The organism is Lysinibacillus telephonicus (genome assembly GCF_003966145.1).
Taxonomy (GTDB): Bacteria; Bacillota; Bacilli; order Bacillales_A; family Planococcaceae; genus Ureibacillus; species Ureibacillus telephonicus.
This window is the reverse complement of the sequence record NZ_RXNR01000025.1, coordinates 1-17,258: the sequence shown is the minus strand read 5'-3', so window position 1 is coordinate 17,258 and position 17,258 is coordinate 1. Positions and strand designations below refer to the sequence as shown.

Below are 17,258 nucleotides of genomic sequence, written 5' to 3'. Positions count from 1 at the left end.
AAGACAAAATCTGCCTTAGGGGTCAATTGCATACTATTATTCGTAATATCCTTCAGTAGATTTAATAAATGTTTTAAATTGGTTTGCATCATGGCCAAACCAAATTGTCGAATTATGCTCCTCTGCATATTTTCGAATATATTCAACTGTTGCGTTATAACCAACAGAATCGTATAAAATGCCAGGTGGTTTAACAGGTGGACCAAAGCTTTCTGCCGTATAAAGCGCATCAGAAGCAAGCAATAAATTTCCTGCACCAGGCAGCTCAATATGAAGTCCTAACATTCCATAGGCATGTCCAGGTCCAAAATTAATGATTTTTATTCCGTCTACTAATTTCACTTCTTTTTCATGAGGTTTTATCGTACGCCAGCGAAGTTCATTTTTAATCCAAGCCATGACATCTCCCCAAATATATGCTCCCATGTTACGTGTCAGTGCAAACGTTTTCATTACATTCGATAGTTCTGAATCATGTACGATAATCTCTGCGTTTGTGAATAGCTCTAAGCAGCCTGCATGATCCAAGTGAAGATGAGACGCCACAACATATTTAATATCTTTTGGGCTAACTTTTAATTGCTCTAAGCGATTAATTAAATAACATTCCTCACTAGCAAAGGCAGGGAATAATTTTTGAACTCCTTCTGGCCAGCGCCCATTTTCACCCATTCCTTCAGGATTGCAGCCTGTATCAAATAAGATTTTGCCATCTGGGTGATCAATTAGTACCGCATAAACTGGAAATTCAACAAACTCTGAAGGTGGATTTGGATTATCGATACTTGCAGGAGTATGCATAGTAATCATATAGTTTTTATCCATCTTCATCGTACCCGTATCAAGCACATACACTTTTTTATTACACATTTTTTTCCCTCCTAATCTTGTTTAATAAAAATATATGTTTATTCCTGTTGTTCACTAATTGAATACATTCATCACTTAGAGGTTTTCAATCTTTTCGACAGTTTTCCCCCAAACATTGGAGAAGGTTTTTAAATTTTTAGATAAGAAAATTTGTAAATGAGCTGCGTATTTAGTTTGTGATAAGAAAATTTTACTTTAAGAAATACATTCTCTAATTGATTGAATTTTACCTGCCTGTATGTATTCCTTTTTAATAATGCTTGTACAAACTTTAATAACAAGCATTTAAAATCCTAACAAACTTGTCGATTTTGCATTTTTCTATACTTTATTTTTATAGACAATTAAACTCATAAAAGAATATGCATTTACTCTCCTTAAATAGAACGATATTGATGGAAAATCACTAAATCTATACATGTACGAATGCTCCTTCGCTAAAATGTTAAAAATACTGTAATTTTGCCTACTTTTGATTTACTACCGAAAGCAGTAATTAGCAATAAAATAGAAGGTAAATAGACCTTGCTCATTGTTTAAAATATTATAACTACGTGCTATAATAGAAACATTGTGTACAAAAGAGAAATATCTTTTACAAACAATCGTTAAAAGCAAAAATGATATGAAGGAGGAACTTACATGATTCAAGTTAGTAATGTAGGTCTTCGTTATGGCGATCGTAAACTATTTGAAGACGTAAATATTAAATTCACACCTGGCAATTGCTACGGTCTTATCGGGGCAAATGGTGCTGGAAAATCTACTTTTTTAAAAATATTGTCTGGTGAGATTGAGCCTCAAGAAGGCCACGTTTCAATGGGCAAAGATGAGCGTTTATCAGTTTTAAAGCAAAACCATTTCGAGTACGATGAATTTACGGTACTTGATACAGTAATTATGGGAAATAAACGTTTATATGAAGTAAAACAAGAAAAAGATGCTATCTATATGAAAGAAGATTTTTCAGATGAAGATGGCATGCGTGCAGCTGAATTAGAGGGTGAATTTGCTGAATTAAATGGTTGGGAAGCAGATTCTGAAGCCGCAACTCTTTTAAATGGTCTTGGCATCGGTGATGAATTCCACTATATGTTAATGAAAGATTTAGAAGGTTCAGATAAAGTAAAAGTATTACTTGCTCAAGCTTTATTTGGTAAACCTGATGTATTACTTCTTGACGAGCCGACAAACCATTTAGACTTAAAAGCAATTCAATGGTTAGAAGAGTTTTTAATTAACTTTGAAAACACAGTTATTGTTGTATCCCATGACCGTCACTTCTTAAACAAAGTATGTACGCATATCGCTGACCTTGACTTTGGAAAAATCCAACTTTATGTAGGGAACTACGACTTCTGGTACGAGTCTTCTCAACTTGCATTAAAAATGGCGCAAGACCAAAATGCGAAAAAAGAAGAAAAAATTAAAGAATTACAAGCATTCATTGCTCGCTTCTCTGCAAACGCATCTAAGTCAAAACAAGCGACTTCACGTAAAAAAATGCTTGATAAAATCGAACTGGATGATATTAAACCATCTAGCCGTAAATATCCATTCATCAATTTCCAAATCGGGCGTGAAATCGGTAATGACGTATTAACAGTTGATGGCTTATCAGCTTCTCAAGATGGCGAAGTGTTATTTAAAGATATCCGCTTTATGATGAATAAAGAAGATAAAATTGTTTTACTTGGGAACCCACATGCAAAAACTGCTTTACTAGATATTTTAATGGAGCAACGCGAGCCAGATAGCGGTACATTTAAATGGGGCGTTACAACATCACAAAGCTATTTTGAAAATGATCATGACAAATATTTTACTGGAAATGAGAAAACATTAGTAGAATGGCTTCGTCAATATTCTCCAGAAGATGAAACTGAGTCTTTCTTACGCGGATTCTTAGGACGTATGCTATTCTCTGGTGAAGAAGTAAAAAAATCCCCTTCTGTACTTTCAGGAGGAGAAAAAGTTCGTTGTATGTTATCTAAAATGATGCTTTCAAATGCAAACGTATTATTATTAGATGAACCTACAAACCACTTAGACTTAGAATCAATTCAAGCTCTAAACGAAGGTTTAATTCGTTTCAAAGGTGCAATGCTGTTCACTTCACATGACCATCAGTTTATACAAACAATTGCAAACCGTGTCATTGAAATTCAAGAAGACGGTTCAATTTTAGATAAACAATTAACATATGATGAGTTCTTAGAGTGGAAAGAAGCTCAAGGAATTAAATAATTGAAATGAAATGCCATGGCTCTCTTGAGTTTGTGGCATTTTTTTAACAAGAATTGCTTTGAAATAAAGGTTAATCAAACTAACTTATTTACAGTAAATAAGAATAATGCATTTTGAAAAATTCAATTAAACAGATTCTTCTTCTTTACCTTTACATAGCCGATACAAGAAAAAGCGCAATTTCTATTCTGAAATTACACTCTTTAATAGAATATAAGCTATCACTAAAGTATTATTCATAACCATTTATTGAATTCATTAACTGGAAGAAGTATTCAGGTTGATGAGTCTTATTTAGGTAATACCATGAATGCAATGTATCTGGTGTAAAGACATCTATTATTTTCAGTACTTCCATTGCAAATTCCAAAGGTGCTACTCCTGAAGCTGTAACCAAATTTCCATCAGATACTACAGGCCCCTTCTCATATAATTTTTCTCCTTTATAATTAGGACAGGCCATTTTAAAATACTCTAAGTTATTGCTTGTATGCTTTCTGGAATCCAAATATCCAAAATTCGCGAGACCTTCAGTTGCACCACAAATTGCAGCAACAATAGTGCATTTCTTTAAAGCTTCGCCAACTTTTTTCAGGATAGGTTGATGAATATCTTCTCCCCAAGTAGTCCCTCCCGGCAAAACTAATAGATCTTTACTTTCAAAAGTACATTCATCAAGGGACATATCTGGTTTTATGCTTAAACCACCCATCGTCGTAATTATTTCTTTATTAACACCTACTGTCACTACTTTTAATGGTACTAAATCTTTTTTAAAATACCTTCCTGTGTTAAGTTCAGCAATTAAATATCCATATTCCCAGTCTGACATTGTATTAAAAACATAAAGATAAGCTTTTTCTGTTTGCATCCAATAACACTCCAATCAAAATTAATATAGCTTATTATAATAAAACTTCCCTGACATCTAACGTCAGGGAAGTTTTTATATTTTATGAAATTCTATTAATTCCGACAGCACTTCAACCAGCCTTTTCTTCAGACTAACGGGTTCAATTACTTGTATGGATTTACCATATGGTAAAAGTAAATACGGTACAACTGTATGTATCATATTTTCGTCAAGAAGAAATACTGCTTGATTTAAATTTCGTTCTTGTAAATAATGTCCTAAAAACCAATGTCTGCAAATATCCCCCAAAGTTCTTGCATTTCCATTAATAACTAAAGAAATACTCTCTTCCGCATCTTCTATAATTGGAAGGAGGTTTCTCATAAAAAAGTCACGTGCTGAAAAAGTTTCTGGCCGTTTAAACTTATTTTCGGTTAGCATTAGACTTTCAATTCGATCTACCCTAAAACTACGGATATCATTTCTAAGATGACAAAATCCAATCATATACCATTTATTATTCCAATATATAATTTTGAATGGATCAACTAATCTATCCTTTGATTGCTCTTTACCACTATTATCATATTGAATTTTTGCAGAGTACCCTTCAGATACAGCCTGCTCCAAATCCTTTAAAATAGGATCTACGGAGATGGAACCTAAACCACTTATTACTTCAAGACTAGTTATATGCTGGTTTATCTTTGTTTCTTGTGCTTGATTTGAATATTTGCTTAGCTTTGTAATAGCCCTATTTAGTGCTTCACCACCATAATATCCGGCTTCTTCTGCAAAAACAGCTGCATGAATTAATGAAGTTTGCTCCTCAAAATCAAAAAAAAGAGGAGCTTCAATATAATTATTCAATAAAGTGTATCCACCGTTATGTCCTGCCTCAGAAATGATAGGTACACCACTTGTTGAAAGAGTATCAATATAACGATAAACAGTCCTTATATTAATCTCTAACTTTTCTGAAATTTGTTTCGCAGTAACTTTTTCACCTGAGCTAAGCATCCAAAGAATTGCTAGTATATTGTCAATTTTAGGCATCCAAATCCACCCCTATAGAATCAAAAGTTTGTATTCTTTAATTAATAAGTTAAAGTTAATTTACCATTTAAGTTAAACATTAAGAAAACAACTCCATTTTGATTATCTTTTTCAAAATGGAGTTCTTACATTTAACATTGGCTGAAGGGATTTTTTAATCTTTATTCTAAAGCTGCATCAAATGTTGTCGCTTTTCATTCTTGAAAAACCTATTTTCATTGTAATTGAAGAACAATTACTTTATGAATCACAACCCTAATGTTTTTCATTTAAGTCTCGTATTAATTGAAAAGCTTCATAGGCATATGACACATCGAAAATTCAACATTTGCCTTTAGTTCTTTTTGTATTTCTGTTACTTCTTCAGCATTTTCACTTGGGATGATCATAAAAGGAATACCAGTTTTTTCAGTAATTTGTATTTTTTCTTTTATATTCACAACCCCAAAACCCTTACCAATTTGTCACAGCAATGGGGATTTGATTTTGGAAAGAGCCCTGTTTGATTAGACCACTTAATACTAAATTAAGCCCGGAACTATCGCCTTCAATATTTGGACGACTAAAGAAAGTTTTAAGCTATTCATCTAACGTCCCAAATATAGTGCCACATTCTCTCTTGTCTCTTCTGGTGAATGTTCTTTTAGAAGATGAAGCCATTTTAATACTTGTCTATTTTTAATTCCATATATCGTTTTATTATTAACTTCAATAACTGACAATACATCTACATGTTGTTTAGTCAAAAGCTCTTCAACCGCCTGTTTACTTTTCCCATTATTTAACGAAAATTGATCTACCCCTATCGAATAAATCCCAGTCCCTTTTAATGCCTCGGTGGGTTCCGAATACGCGTAAGCAAGGTGTGTTGGTGATGTGTAGTATCCGATTAATGGGACTTCATAGCAAAATAGTACAAAGATAATTAGAGTTGCAATTGCGATTTTCTTTTTTGCAACATATTTTTCGAAACACTACATATATAAACAGCATTATAAATAACTTACTAACAATATAATTAAACTAACAATATAATTAAAAAAAGAAACTCATCGATGATATCTTGAATATATAAAAATAGAAATAGAAGATAAAAAAGAATAGATAATATACCAATAACGATATTTGATTTATTTACTTAGCAATGACGCCCCCTGTTTGTCAGTTATGAATTTTCCCTTTAGCTAATTTGCCGCTTTATTTTATTTGATTAACTGGAGTTCTATTTTAGGTAAATTTTCTAACCGGAATTCTAAAATCTATTTGTTAACTAAACTGCGTCGTTACTTTAAATAAAAAAGTTCACAATTTCTTTTAAAATTTAAACATAGAAATCCTTTTTCATGTTGCCCTGTTAAATGCCTTAAAAGCAAATGGGAGCATTGTACTTACAACAAGAAAGAACCTAACTTAAAATCGTTAAATAATAAGTAGATAATAATAAGTTACTTAAAATTTGGTTGTAGCTCATTTTCTTTTAATCTACATTAACATCAAAAACAAAAATTTGTTTTCCATTAGTCCATGATGTTGTAATTTCATAAATATAATATCCACTTTCTGATGGCATAATTATTTCATTATCTTTCATTTCAAGAATATCACTTGTACCATCTTCATTTAGTTTGGCGATCGAAATGGAAGAAGGATTTTTATCAATTTCTAATTTTAATATATCGCCTTTATTGACTTCTAGTGTTTCGAAAAGTTCAGCTAATTCATTTATACCGGGAGTACTTTTTGTACTAATTTCAATGCTGTCTTCTTTCCACTCGTAATCACCCGGCATCATTGTATATTGTTCCTCATCTACAATCACTTTGCCTACTGGTTGACTTATAGTACCGTTAGGAAATCCAATGCATCCAGACAAAAAAATTGAAATGAATATGGGGAAAGCTATTTTACTCATTAAATTACACCCCTTATGCTTCGCTCCCGCCTTTTTGTAAGTGCATTATTTCAAGAATCACCTTTCATTTTAACATAATTATCCAATATAAGAACATGATCCTATTTAAAAAAGTGCGTATTTCATACTTCTAAATTTCATATTGCCTTCGATTACGTCTAGTTAGTACATACTTTATTCATTAAAGGTAACAATACAATTAATTATTTAACAAGAGGTGTATTGAAGATAATGAAAAAGATGTTAACCATTTTCATATTATCACTTGTTCTTATTACTTCTTTTCAAACATTTACCGTATCATCAGCTAAACCAACTCAAGACTCTGAAGAGCTTAGGCTACAGGATATGCTTATGAACATGCTGACTCCTTATATTGAAAAAGATTTGAATAGCTATTATTATCCGAAGATAACAAAGGATTTTTCACCTGTAGTCGTTCCATGGAAAATTGAAATGATTGAAACAAGAAGAGTTAATGGTTTCCGTGGTTTTAAATTGGAATTAACATTTGAAATTGAGCCAACCGATGGGGGACACTGGATTCCAATAGGAAAAGATCGAATGACCTACGAAATTTCTTCAGGGCCTACAATTATATTGAAAAATCATACACACTTGAAAACTTATAAATTACCTACCGAAAAATAAATTACCTTCCACTAAACTGCCATTTTCGTTTAATTCCATATTTATGGGATTAAACGAATTTAAATTAACTAGCGAGACTTTTCTTCTGGAGTTTAGCAAAAATAGGAACAATACCCTTTTCTGGGTTTTTTATAAAAAAATATGTTATGATGTTCTAAAATATAAAATACTTGACTTAAACTTGATTCGCTCTAAAAGGGAAGGTGTGTTTCTTTATGCAAATGACGATTGCTCGTGCTATGACACGTAAAAAAACCATAAAAGCGCAATTGGATAAAATTACAGAAGATATTTCTAAACACGGTGCCATTAATAATAAAAGGTTGCATATCTTATCGAACGAAAAGTCGGATATTAAAAAAAATCATCGTGAAGCTACTGAAAAAGTTAAAGCATTATTTCAACAATTTCATGATTTAAAAGATAACTATATAAAACTAACGTTAGCCATTAACAAAGCTAATTTAGAAACAGAGATTATCGTTGCAGGCAAGACTTTAAAAATTGCTGAAGCATTAATTTATAAAAATGACATACAACAATATCTTTCTAATTTGAAAACCGCTTATCAACATGCTGTAAAAAAAGCGACACGCGAAGTAGATACGTTTAATCAAAATTTGAAAACAGAAGGTTTATCTGAACAGGTAAAAAAAGAAGTTCTCGCAGATGTGTTATACTTAGTTCCTATAGAAAAAATGGATGAACTAGATTCATTTTTAGTTGAGTTTATGACAGAAATTGATGGTACTTTAAATGAGGTAAACGCTAGGACATTAATTGAAGTAGATATTGATTGATTTCAATTTTGCTTGCGTATCGTTGTAAACCACTAAAATCAGTCACACTTAATAGGTTTGCCAAAGAAGGTAAACAATTACAAATCTAATGAAAATTAGTGTTTAGTAATGAGTGTTCAGTGTTTAGTGTTTAGGTAAATTAGTATTCAGTGTGAAGTATTTAGTATTCAACAAATCCTACCATACAACTTTGAAGTTTTCTTCGAGGTAAATGACTGTCCTTGTGGTTTCATAGGTAGGCTGGTTCGTAAGCAAGATACATATAGCAGCATAAAGCCAAAAAGATGTGTGAAGCAGATCATTTCTTTCACACATCTTTTTTTGGCTATCAATACATCATTACCTTACCCACCAAAATAAACTTAAACAAACATAAACCTGTTCAAATTTAGAACGGGTTAATTTAGTTTTTAATATAAGCTGCTCCGTAATATAGCAATACAGGGTAAATAGATACCGTTCTTAAACAACCTATCCAAAGACAAGTTTAATACTTTACTTAAAACTATTTTCATATATATCGAAAAATTGAGTTATTTCACTACCTTGTTTTCGAATACTTTCTACATCTGTTGTTAATTGCCAACCAAAAATTTTATAGCTTTCCCAATTTTCACTGTTCACTGGATCTAAATTAAATTCTTCCTGAATAGCTATAAACCCGTTTTCGTAATCAATAAGTGCTTGTTCAAAAGCTTTGTTTGTATCTTTAAATATTGGCATTCCATCTTTATTTGCCCCGATTGAATATGCTTCATTATTTTGATTAAAATCATTGCTGAGTTTACTAGTATCATATTCTCCAAAAACTTGCCCAGGAGAATCTTCACATGCTGCAAGAAATAGCATCAAACTGATAACCCATAATGAAATCAAATATCTTTTTATTAGTATCACCTCGTGATCATTTATCCTTTCTCATCTCACCAATTAGCAGGTGCAATTGGTACAGCAATTGTCGTTACAGTTTATACAATATCTCAGATAATGTCTATGCTTTCATATCATCCTTGCCTTTTGTCGCACTAATAATCGTTTCATTCTTTTTCTTAGGCAAGTTAAGCAAGATAACTTGCCTAAGAAAAAGAAACTTAATAAAAAAATTAAAGCAGTTTCATAAAATACAAATTCATCACATTATCTGCGTAAGATATCCGAAATTATCCGATATGTTCCATTATTCTTAATTTAAGTTAAAACTTCGCCATAATTGGATAGTTAAGACTGCTACTAAGAAATAAGTTGCTCGTAATACCTAAATCTAAAACATTTTTGGAATGCCTCAATAAAAGAAGCTTTCCACCACTCCCATCATCCCCTATTTACAAAGTAAAAAGTTACCATGGAAAAGTGGTGGTTCCATTGGGCTTATGAAACACAATTTTCACCTTAATAATAGAAAAAGAATGATTAAGTACAACAAAAAGCGGCTTTCACTTACCCTAATATTCCCCTTTAATCACAAAAAACGAGCCTCTAATTGTTCCAGCAAGTCTTGACTTCTGCCTAGCAAACTTAAACTTTCCTTCTAGTTCCTTTGGTACCTCCATCCCTTCAGAAAGCTTAAAACCAACGGCTCGCTTCTTAGGGTCATCAACTGTATACATAACGTTGAGCGCAAGACCATCCTCATAAAAGACGTAGGCAAATTTAATATTTTCCACTTGAAAACGCGATGTTTCCAATGGTTTTGCCGCAAACTCAATATCCCGTTCTTCTTTCAAAATACGATTCACATATTCAAGTGTGTCACAGGAATCACTAGCGGGTACTACCGTAAATTCATGCTTGTATTTGTTCATAAAATAACGGGATTCATTAGCACGTAAACCAGCAAGTGCATCTGCCACCGGTGAAGACTCTAAACCAACCGTAGACACATTTTTAAAATCAACGATATAAGACATGTCCATCCCTCCAGTTAACCCTTTATTTCCTAACAATAGGAATCCACATTTCACCAAATACTAAGCCGTTTCGCAGTCCCATTTCAACTGTTGCATTTGGTCCACCAACATAGGCAAAATTCTTTGCTTCTGGCAAGATTTGACCAAAGGCAATGCCAGTTAGCTTATTACTCAATTCTTCACTCGTCGTCCCTTCTCCTTTAACAACTAGGTATTCTCCCTTAGGAAATTGGATAACCCTAGTTGCTTCTGGCAGGGATTCCTCTGTCATGACGCCGGCATAATGCATCATTTTGCCATTCACCGCTTCATTTACTGTAAAAATATAGTCATTTGTGGCTAAGGACTTTAGTGTATCAAGCCTTCCATCTTGTTTAACTGCCGACCAAAAATCTGCCTTTTCCTTATTTATGCCTGCATAGTCTGTGTAGTCGCTCTTAAGCTCAGTTCCAATACCTAAAACCGTAAAGCTGTCTTTTTCTTCTAAAGTATAATCTGCCATATTCAAAACCTTCCTTTTTTTAGATTAATCAAATGATTTTGACTTAATTCACTTGATATGTATATGATAGACTTAAATCATGTCAAAAAATGATACTGTTTAGGAGTCCATATGAAAAAAGTTGAACGGATTAATACCATTATGCGTTATATAAACAACCGCGCTCATTTTACGATTACTGAAATTATGCGTGAATTCAATATTTCTCGTTCGACAGCCATTAGAGATATTAAAGAAATTGAAGCTATGGGGATGCCTCTTGACGCTGAAGTTGGAAGGGACGGGGGTTATTTTGTCATGCATAACTCTGTCCTTCCCGATGTTCGCTTTACTGATAATGAGGTCAAAGCTCTTTTTATTGCCTTTATGGCCACGAGAAATCAACAACTTCCCTACCTAAAGAGTCGCCAATCTTTAGCTGAAAAATTACTTGGCTTAATCTCAAATAACCAACAAGATGATCTTGTTCTTTTAAATCAAATTTTACTATTTGAAGGGACTAATCCAAATAATCCTGACTTACTTGAACTATCAGATCTTCCCCATCCCATGTTAGAAAAGCTCATCCAAATCATACTATTGGATAGCTATTTATTGATTACTATCAAAGAAGAGAAGGAAATAAAGTCTTGTCCAATTTATCTCTTACATCTTTATCAAGAAAAAGGCATTTGGATGATTGAAGGTTTTAACTTAAAGGAAGAAAAGAAGGAAATTATCCCTGTCGACAATCTTACTGATGTCATAGCCTACCCTACAAAAAAGAGACTAAGTAAAAAAAAGATTTTAGAAAAACTAAGAAAGCAGGAAGAAGTATACAACCTTGTCCTTGAACTTGGCCCAAAAGCGATTGCCCAGTTCAAAAAATATCACCCTTTAAAAGTTTCAATTTCCTATACAAATCCTTACCAAACCACTGCCATTTTAAAAACTTTTATCAATATTAATAAGTCCGAGGAATTAACCGAAATAACAAATTGGCTTCTTTTTCTTGGTGAGGATATCAAGGTAAAAGAAGTGCCAAACGGAGTTTTAGAGAGTATAAAAGCGAGATTATACTTATACCATTAAGGAGTAGTGCAGTTAAAACCAAATAATTATAGTTTGTTATCAGATTGTCCCCTATTTTAGAGTACATAGAAAAAATTTTTTACTAAGATTATTAAATCTCTTGCAATAATAGCTCCAAGTCATTTATCAAGTTACTTCTTGTCTCTTTATAAAATTTTCCCACGTACTTCTTGAATAGGGTATTTAATTATTTATTTTCACAGTCTTTAAATGGAATTTCATTGAATATAAATTTCGATATTAGGAATGTAATCTAATCATTTGAATAGCGTTGTGAAAGTTTCTTTTTATGTGATTGAAAAACTTCTTCAAGTGAAATATTGTACTTGTTAGCGATTACAATTAAATTACCTAGTACATCTCCTAATTCTTCAGTTAACTCTTGTTTATTTTCTTCATACGTTCCTTTAACTTCATCTGGTCTATCCCTACCTATCTCAATGGCTCTTATAGCTCGTGCCACTTCACCTGTTTCTTCTGCTAAAAAACCAATACGAATAAAAATGTCTAACTCAGACCAGCCTCTACTTTCATAATATCTCTTTACCCATTGTTGAAATTCAGTAACATTCATTTTCATCTAACCTCCAATTTTCTACCATAATTTTAACAAAAAATGATAGTTTATATAATCTCAAATGGTGGACCTATGTTAGAGTTGTAGAGGCTTTGTTCACGATAGCTACCACAAAAACTATAAATTTTCACATTATTTTAACCACAATAAATTTCTTTTATATGATTATGTCATTATTTATCTCGGCGTTCTGCCCGATATATAAATAAAGAGCGTAATTTCTGTTCTGGAATTACGTCCAATTGTAAAATATCTTATTCTTTTGGATTCAATATATTATAAGATTTATTAATTTTTCGAGATATAATGTTCACATTATCCATGACAATCCTTGGATGTAGCTCTGGAATCATATGACCGATATTTGGAATAATATTTAATACTGCATGAGGAATATCTTCTTTTAAACGTCTCGCATGATCAATTACTCCAAATGGATCATCTTCTCCCACTACAATAACAACGGGAACTGTAATTTCCTTGTATCTTTTGGACAGGTTTTTAGAGGTTTCAGGGAACATAAGAACATCTTCCCTATTTGCTCTAAAGTGACCTGGGCGGAATCCTATTGCATACAGCTCTTTTGTATAGTCTTCCGGAACCTGTTCAGGTGCAAATGTTTCCTTGACCATTGAATATGCCATACCTTTTGATAAAGGTGTCTTTAGTAACATGTTTAAAATAATACTTCCTATAATAGGTTTTGTAACCACTTTGGATAATAAATCTCCGTTTTCTGCTGCATAGCCTTCTTTATACATAGCTCCTGCCAATGTCACTATTCCTGCAACCTCACTTGGAAACTGTAGTGCATAGGAAAGTGTCATGGTACCACTCCAAGAATGACCAACTAAAATAATCGGTTGATCTATTCCAAGCTCTTTTAACGCTTTATGTATAATAGTAGCTTGAGTAATTGGACTAATTTTTCTGTTTTTTTCCCTCTCACTATATCCATAACCAGGTCTGTCAAAGGCTAATGCCTGATAGCCTTGTTGAGCTGCCATTTTAACGGTTTCCTTAAAATCACTGCTAGAAAGGATTCCCCCATGGAGAAACACGATAGGCGGACCGTTTCCTTCAGTTATAAAATGTAACTTTATACCATCTACCGTAATAAATTTACCTGCTGGCTGATATGATTTCTCTGCTTTTTTAAATTGCCACTGATTATAAATGAACAGCAAACCAATCGATACAATAACTATCAATATTATCGAAGCAGCCATTTTATCCCCCTTTCTTTGCTTCTAAATTTATTATTATTTACGATTAAACATAGCAAAAGTTGCAATATATTGGAGTTTTTGTTATTACTAGCTAGATTTTTGACGAAGTAACTTGACAATTTAATATCGTTAAACAGAAGACGGCAGTTGTTTAAATATATTCAGATAATCGACTAGCTTCATCAATAAGCTTAATATTAATCATTGCGTCAATCACTGTTTTATTTAGTTTTTGGTTTTCTTGCAAAATATAATTGAGTTGAATATCCCTAAGTACTGCATGTCGTGAGGCAATTGGTGCAGAATAAAGGTATTCCTGCAACCAGTCTAAATTAGGTTCTGTGTCCTTGTGAATCGGGAATGGTATGTGTTTTTCACCTTGAAGAAGCGGAGTAGTAACGCCCAATCCATCTTGAGTTTTGATACTTATTATTCTTTGCCGCTCTAGGTCTACTTTTTGAACATAACGATACGGATTTTCAATGATAGGAATTCGGATATTCTCATTTAGAAACTTTGTAGCTCTCTCTCTTACCAATTTTTCATATCCAGATGGCTGGTCAGTCTCAGCAATCCATTGATTTTTTGCTACTAAATAGCTCTCTTCACTATCAAACTGATTATAGAACAGTTCACCGTCAGTTAAATTAATTCTTAAAAATTCACATAGATTGTTTGCAACGATACGAGTTGGACGATCAAAATTCATTGGACTAACACAAACAATAGGTGCTACCTCAAGATCCGTTACAGTACCAAAGTCAGTAAGGAATCCATAATGAACACCATCTAAACCAATATTGCCAAATACGACCACATCACTTGGTGTGTTAAAATATCTAAAATTCTCAAGAGAAAGGTAAAAATTAAGACCAAGATAAAATTTTTCAGAGTCACCAAGAACATTTTGTAAGTCTATTAACCTTTGGAGTGTAGGTGGTACATCATATTTACCAAAATTACTCCCCATAAAGCTGCCCCCTTAGCGTGTTTTAATAATTTTACATTTTCACTTCAACAAAAAACATCCTTTACTCCATTAAATTACTCTATCTATAAATAAAGAGCGCTACTTATACATTTGCGCCGATTGTTGGAAATATTAAATGAACATTTGCGCGTGCTAAATAAAAGTCATTCCTTGAAACAAGAAAAAAATACTCTATTTCTTAACCGATGTTGTATCCTCTGATTGGTTTAAAATATTATCTATTATTATTGTAAAAGAATATCAGTTTAAAACCTTTACGATAGGATCCTTAAATTGAGATTCACCGAGTTCTGAAAATAAAAATATTATTAATCTAATTTTTTGATTCTGGGAATATAACTTTGGATAGCCAAGCACTAATAAAAGCAGTTAAAACAATAAGAATTTGAATAATATATCTCAAATCATTATTAACTCTCAGCAGTATTACACCAATAATACTTGTAACAATTACAACTATTACACAAAATATTGTTTGCCTTTTGTTTAGTTTTAGCAGATTCATAAATCTACTCCTTATTTTAATTATTTCCATTACACAATCGTGCCCAGCTTTTTAAGAACAAAGGTTGTTGAAGCTAGTTCATACTAAATTTAATTTTATTCCTCGTTGCTCAACTATAATCTTCAAAGTTTTTTGAAATATACAGCAAAAAGTCTTATAAAGGCATAAGTAACGACATTTAAAAGAAGTAGGACAATCAATTGCAATGAGATAAATATCGATAAAAATAAAAGCAAATCAAAATTAGCTTCACCAGGCGGAAAATCTTCAGGAGTACCCTTTATAATATTTTTGATATACTGAATGATTAAATAGATAAAAACGGACGAAAAAAATCCTAAGTATATGTAGATCCAGTGCTGATAAAATTCCATTTTGTAATTTTGAAACCAAAGAAATAGATTAATAAGTCCAATAATCAGTGGGAAATAAAAAAACTGGAAAACTAATATATCAATTTTGTCATTCAATAATAAAAAATATAGAGACAGAGCCAAATAACTGAAAATGATGTTTGTAAAAGCTACTACAATGGATATTCGGGTATTTGTATACACTTTTTTTATCCTCCTATTTTGAAATAAAACAAAGCTTTTCCTGCTCTTTGAAGAAACTACTCAGCAATTTAGAAATTTGATTAACCGATTACGACAAAATAAAGCCTTTTTTGCTAATAAGAAGTATTTATATAGACTTAAACTTTCACAAGATTCTGCATAATAGGTATACCTTAGATAATCTTATTTAATTGTTATTTCTTTAACATTTATTTTAAGTCGCCTCGCACAACCCATTATCATAGATCTAACTGCTTGTTTGTCATTAGAATTCGAAAATTTTATTTGAAGAAGTACTTCTCCTTTATAATCTTTAATATTCTCTACTTCTGCCTTAAAATTTGAATAAGGCTATTTAAAAAAATTGTTACTTTCTCTTGCTTCCTTTTTCCAACAAAAAATATAATCTTAATCTTATATTTTTTAATTGAAAGTAAAGACTGATTCAATGCCCAAATATAATTATCTTTTTCAACATCATAATAACTAGGGTCACCAAAATGTTTAGCCTTGCCACAATATTGACAAATTGCTACATAACGAACATGACGAACTCCGATACCCGGTTGTTCAACATTCACAATAACTTCATAGGGAGTAAACACATCATTTGAACAAAATTGGCAGTTGATAGGTTCATTAAAAATAGTAATACGACTTTTTTCGGGACGTAAAGATTCATCCATACCACTCATTCTTTTATCACTTCCGAGCATTCAATAATAGATATATGTTTTTCCAACATGTGGTCATATCGATTTTTTTCTTGAAACATCTGAATATCACCACATGACGTACAGCTAAATGACTGTAATGTTAGCTGATGCTTCACCTCTTCACCTAATGGCATCAAATCCATGTAGATTTCTCTATGCAGAAACCGATTATTTTGACAAAATGGACAAATAAGCTGCTTATCACGAATTTTTATTTCATAGATTCCTTTTCTTCTAACCATTCTTTCACCCCGTAATCAAAATTCCAGCCTTTTATTCTTATCCCTCAATTAACTGTACAAATTTTATAAAGTAAGAATATTTCATTTCTAAAAAAAAGTGCTTGTTCAATGGAAGTGTGTTTTGATTCGGGCACACTATTTACAATTTTATCTATATTTTAACACCTTTATCCAATTTGCGGATTGTTCTTGAAGAAAATGGCCCGAAACATAAAGAAAGAGCGCAATTTCCACAGGAAATGCGCCCAACTGTAGGTATATATCAATGGTCATATAATATTTTCCTTTAGACTCTTTTAGTACTTCCAATAGAAACAGACTGGTCTAGTTAAATGCTTTTAATTCTTATTCTTGCTGAAAGTTGCTGTTACATTTTTGCAATTTTTTAAAACTCCACCCTGGATATATCTAAGCTTTGATTCATCACCTAATATATAAGGTAGTTGAAAAATGTATTTGATAAGCTAAAACTGAGCCACCATCGCAGTTGAAAAGTGAGCCACTTTTATATGAAAATAATCCTAACTTCATAGAGTTAGGAGCGTATAGAGGTGATTTCATTGGAAAAGAAA

18 protein-coding genes are annotated in these 17,258 nt (G+C 32.3%); 4 read left to right on the top strand and 14 right to left on the bottom strand.

Annotated elements, in window-relative coordinates; all coding sequences use genetic code 11:
- Positions 1–36 precede the first annotated feature (36 nt).
- Entirely contained in the window at positions 37–870 is an 834-nt protein-coding gene (gene ahlS, locus EKG35_RS10340; protein ID WP_126294375.1) for an AhlS family quorum-quenching N-acyl homoserine lactonase, read from the bottom strand.
- A gap of 642 nt (positions 871–1,512) precedes the next feature.
- On the opposite strand from ahlS, the gene EKG35_RS10335 reads away from it, so the two are divergent.
- Positions 1,513–3,117, top strand: a complete 1,605-nt coding sequence (locus tag EKG35_RS10335) for an ABC-F family ATP-binding cassette domain-containing protein (protein ID WP_126294374.1) — start codon at positions 1,513–1,515, stop codon at positions 3,115–3,117.
- A 232-nt stretch (positions 3,118–3,349) separates the two neighbouring features.
- On the opposite strand, the gene EKG35_RS10330 is transcribed toward EKG35_RS10335, so the two are convergent.
- The 5 genes from EKG35_RS10330 to EKG35_RS10315 all read right to left on the bottom strand — a co-directional run bounded on the left by EKG35_RS10330 (position 3,350) and on the right by EKG35_RS10315 (position 6,938).
- The gene (locus EKG35_RS10330; protein ID WP_126294373.1) at positions 3,350–3,988 is read right to left on the bottom strand and encodes a type 1 glutamine amidotransferase family protein; all 639 of its coding nucleotides are present in this window, start codon (positions 3,986–3,988) and stop codon (positions 3,350–3,352) included.
- A 75-nt stretch (positions 3,989–4,063) separates the two neighbouring features.
- Positions 4,064–5,026, bottom strand: a complete 963-nt coding sequence (locus EKG35_RS10325; protein WP_126294372.1) for a helix-turn-helix transcriptional regulator — start codon at positions 5,024–5,026, stop codon at positions 4,064–4,066.
- Positions 5,027–5,307: 281 nt separating this feature from the next.
- Complete coding sequence (locus tag EKG35_RS10320) at positions 5,308–5,466, bottom strand: S16 family serine protease (RefSeq protein WP_185807714.1); 159 nt, start codon at positions 5,464–5,466, stop codon at positions 5,308–5,310.
- A gap of 147 nt (positions 5,467–5,613) precedes the next feature.
- Positions 5,614–5,772: a hypothetical protein gene (locus EKG35_RS20895; protein WP_185807713.1), complete on the bottom strand. Its 159-nt coding sequence runs from the start codon at positions 5,770–5,772 to the stop codon at positions 5,614–5,616.
- A 731-nt stretch (positions 5,773–6,503) separates the two neighbouring features.
- On the bottom strand, positions 6,504–6,938 hold the full coding sequence (locus EKG35_RS10315; protein ID WP_126294370.1) for a hypothetical protein: 435 nt from the start codon (positions 6,936–6,938) through the stop codon (positions 6,504–6,506).
- A 231-nt stretch (positions 6,939–7,169) separates the two neighbouring features.
- On the opposite strand from EKG35_RS10315, the gene EKG35_RS10310 reads away from it, so the two are divergent.
- Entirely contained in the window at positions 7,170–7,589 is a 420-nt protein-coding gene (locus EKG35_RS10310; RefSeq protein ID WP_126294369.1) for a DUF3888 domain-containing protein, read from the top strand.
- 221 nt (positions 7,590–7,810) lie between these two features.
- A complete protein-coding gene (locus EKG35_RS10305) occupies positions 7,811–8,389 on the top strand; it encodes a hypothetical protein (protein ID WP_185807712.1) in 579 nt (192 codons plus the stop codon).
- A 495-nt stretch (positions 8,390–8,884) separates the two neighbouring features.
- Here EKG35_RS10305 and EKG35_RS10300 read toward each other — a convergent pair whose 3' ends face one another.
- From EKG35_RS10300 to EKG35_RS10290, 3 genes are all read right to left on the bottom strand, one after another.
- On the bottom strand, positions 8,885–9,265 hold the full coding sequence (locus EKG35_RS10300; RefSeq protein ID WP_221766324.1) for a hypothetical protein: 381 nt from the start codon (positions 9,263–9,265) through the stop codon (positions 8,885–8,887).
- 566 nt (positions 9,266–9,831) lie between these two features.
- Entirely contained in the window at positions 9,832–10,296 is a 465-nt protein-coding gene (locus tag EKG35_RS10295) for a phage tail protein (protein WP_126294367.1), read from the bottom strand.
- Positions 10,297–10,318: 22 nt separating this feature from the next.
- Complete coding sequence (locus EKG35_RS10290) at positions 10,319–10,798, bottom strand: GyrI-like domain-containing protein (RefSeq protein ID WP_126294366.1); 480 nt, start codon at positions 10,796–10,798, stop codon at positions 10,319–10,321.
- A gap of 111 nt (positions 10,799–10,909) precedes the next feature.
- Between EKG35_RS10290 and EKG35_RS10285 the strand changes: the two genes are divergently transcribed.
- Entirely contained in the window at positions 10,910–11,869 is a 960-nt protein-coding gene (locus tag EKG35_RS10285) for a helix-turn-helix transcriptional regulator (protein ID WP_126294365.1), read from the top strand.
- A 253-nt stretch (positions 11,870–12,122) separates the two neighbouring features.
- Here the strand turns inward: EKG35_RS10285 and EKG35_RS10280 are convergent, their stop codons facing one another.
- The 5 genes from EKG35_RS10280 to EKG35_RS20890 all read right to left on the bottom strand — a co-directional run bounded on the left by EKG35_RS10280 (position 12,123) and on the right by EKG35_RS20890 (position 16,587).
- A complete protein-coding gene (locus EKG35_RS10280; RefSeq protein ID WP_126294364.1) occupies positions 12,123–12,443 on the bottom strand; it encodes a MazG nucleotide pyrophosphohydrolase domain-containing protein in 321 nt (106 codons plus the stop codon).
- Positions 12,444–12,700: 257 nt separating this feature from the next.
- Positions 12,701–13,675, bottom strand: a complete 975-nt coding sequence (locus EKG35_RS10275) for an alpha/beta fold hydrolase (RefSeq protein ID WP_126294363.1) — start codon at positions 13,673–13,675, stop codon at positions 12,701–12,703.
- Between the two features lie 151 nt (positions 13,676–13,826).
- Positions 13,827–14,645 carry a hypothetical protein gene (locus EKG35_RS10270; protein WP_126294362.1) on the bottom strand — a complete coding sequence of 273 codons (819 nt, stop codon included), beginning with the start codon at positions 14,643–14,645 and terminating at the stop codon, positions 13,827–13,829.
- A gap of 1,406 nt (positions 14,646–16,051) precedes the next feature.
- Positions 16,052–16,444 (bottom strand): hypothetical protein, encoded by a 393-nt coding sequence (locus tag EKG35_RS10265; RefSeq protein ID WP_185807711.1) that lies wholly within the window; start codon positions 16,442–16,444, stop codon positions 16,052–16,054.
- Positions 16,420–16,587, bottom strand: coding sequence for a hypothetical protein (locus tag EKG35_RS20890; protein WP_185807710.1), 168 nt, complete (start codon positions 16,585–16,587; stop codon positions 16,420–16,422). The genes EKG35_RS10265 and EKG35_RS20890 overlap by 25 nt, the downstream gene beginning before the upstream one ends.
- Positions 16,588–17,258: the final 671 nt, after the last annotated feature.

Excerpts from the sequence above, each read along its gene's own strand:
- ahlS (WP_126294375.1), bottom strand. The coding sequence starts at position 870 with ATGTGTAATAAAAAAGTGTATGTGCTTGATACGGGTACGATGAAGATG.
- EKG35_RS10335 (WP_126294374.1), top strand. The coding sequence starts at position 1,513 with ATGATTCAAGTTAGTAATGTAGGTCTTCGTTATGGCGATCGTAAACTA.
- EKG35_RS10330 (WP_126294373.1), bottom strand. The coding sequence starts at position 3,988 with ATGCAAACAGAAAAAGCTTATCTTTATGTTTTTAATACAATGTCAGAC.
- EKG35_RS10325 (WP_126294372.1), bottom strand. The coding sequence starts at position 5,026 with ATGCCTAAAATTGACAATATACTAGCAATTCTTTGGATGCTTAGCTCA.
- EKG35_RS10315 (WP_126294370.1), bottom strand. The coding sequence starts at position 6,938 with ATGAGTAAAATAGCTTTCCCCATATTCATTTCAATTTTTTTGTCTGGA.
- EKG35_RS10310 (WP_126294369.1), top strand. The coding sequence starts at position 7,170 with ATGAAAAAGATGTTAACCATTTTCATATTATCACTTGTTCTTATTACT.
- EKG35_RS10305 (WP_185807712.1), top strand. The coding sequence starts at position 7,811 with ATGACGATTGCTCGTGCTATGACACGTAAAAAAACCATAAAAGCGCAA.
- EKG35_RS10295 (WP_126294367.1), bottom strand. The coding sequence starts at position 10,296 with ATGTCTTATATCGTTGATTTTAAAAATGTGTCTACGGTTGGTTTAGAG.
- EKG35_RS10290 (WP_126294366.1), bottom strand. The coding sequence starts at position 10,798 with ATGGCAGATTATACTTTAGAAGAAAAAGACAGCTTTACGGTTTTAGGT.
- EKG35_RS10285 (WP_126294365.1), top strand. The coding sequence starts at position 10,910 with ATGAAAAAAGTTGAACGGATTAATACCATTATGCGTTATATAAACAAC.
- EKG35_RS10280 (WP_126294364.1), bottom strand. The coding sequence starts at position 12,443 with ATGAATGTTACTGAATTTCAACAATGGGTAAAGAGATATTATGAAAGT.
- EKG35_RS10275 (WP_126294363.1), bottom strand. The coding sequence starts at position 13,675 with ATGGCTGCTTCGATAATATTGATAGTTATTGTATCGATTGGTTTGCTG.
- EKG35_RS10270 (WP_126294362.1), bottom strand. The coding sequence starts at position 14,645 with ATGGGGAGTAATTTTGGTAAATATGATGTACCACCTACACTCCAAAGG.
- EKG35_RS10265 (WP_185807711.1), bottom strand. The coding sequence starts at position 16,444 with ATGCTCGGAAGTGATAAAAGAATGAGTGGTATGGATGAATCTTTACGT.
- EKG35_RS20890 (WP_185807710.1), bottom strand. The coding sequence starts at position 16,587 with ATGGATTTGATGCCATTAGGTGAAGAGGTGAAGCATCAGCTAACATTA.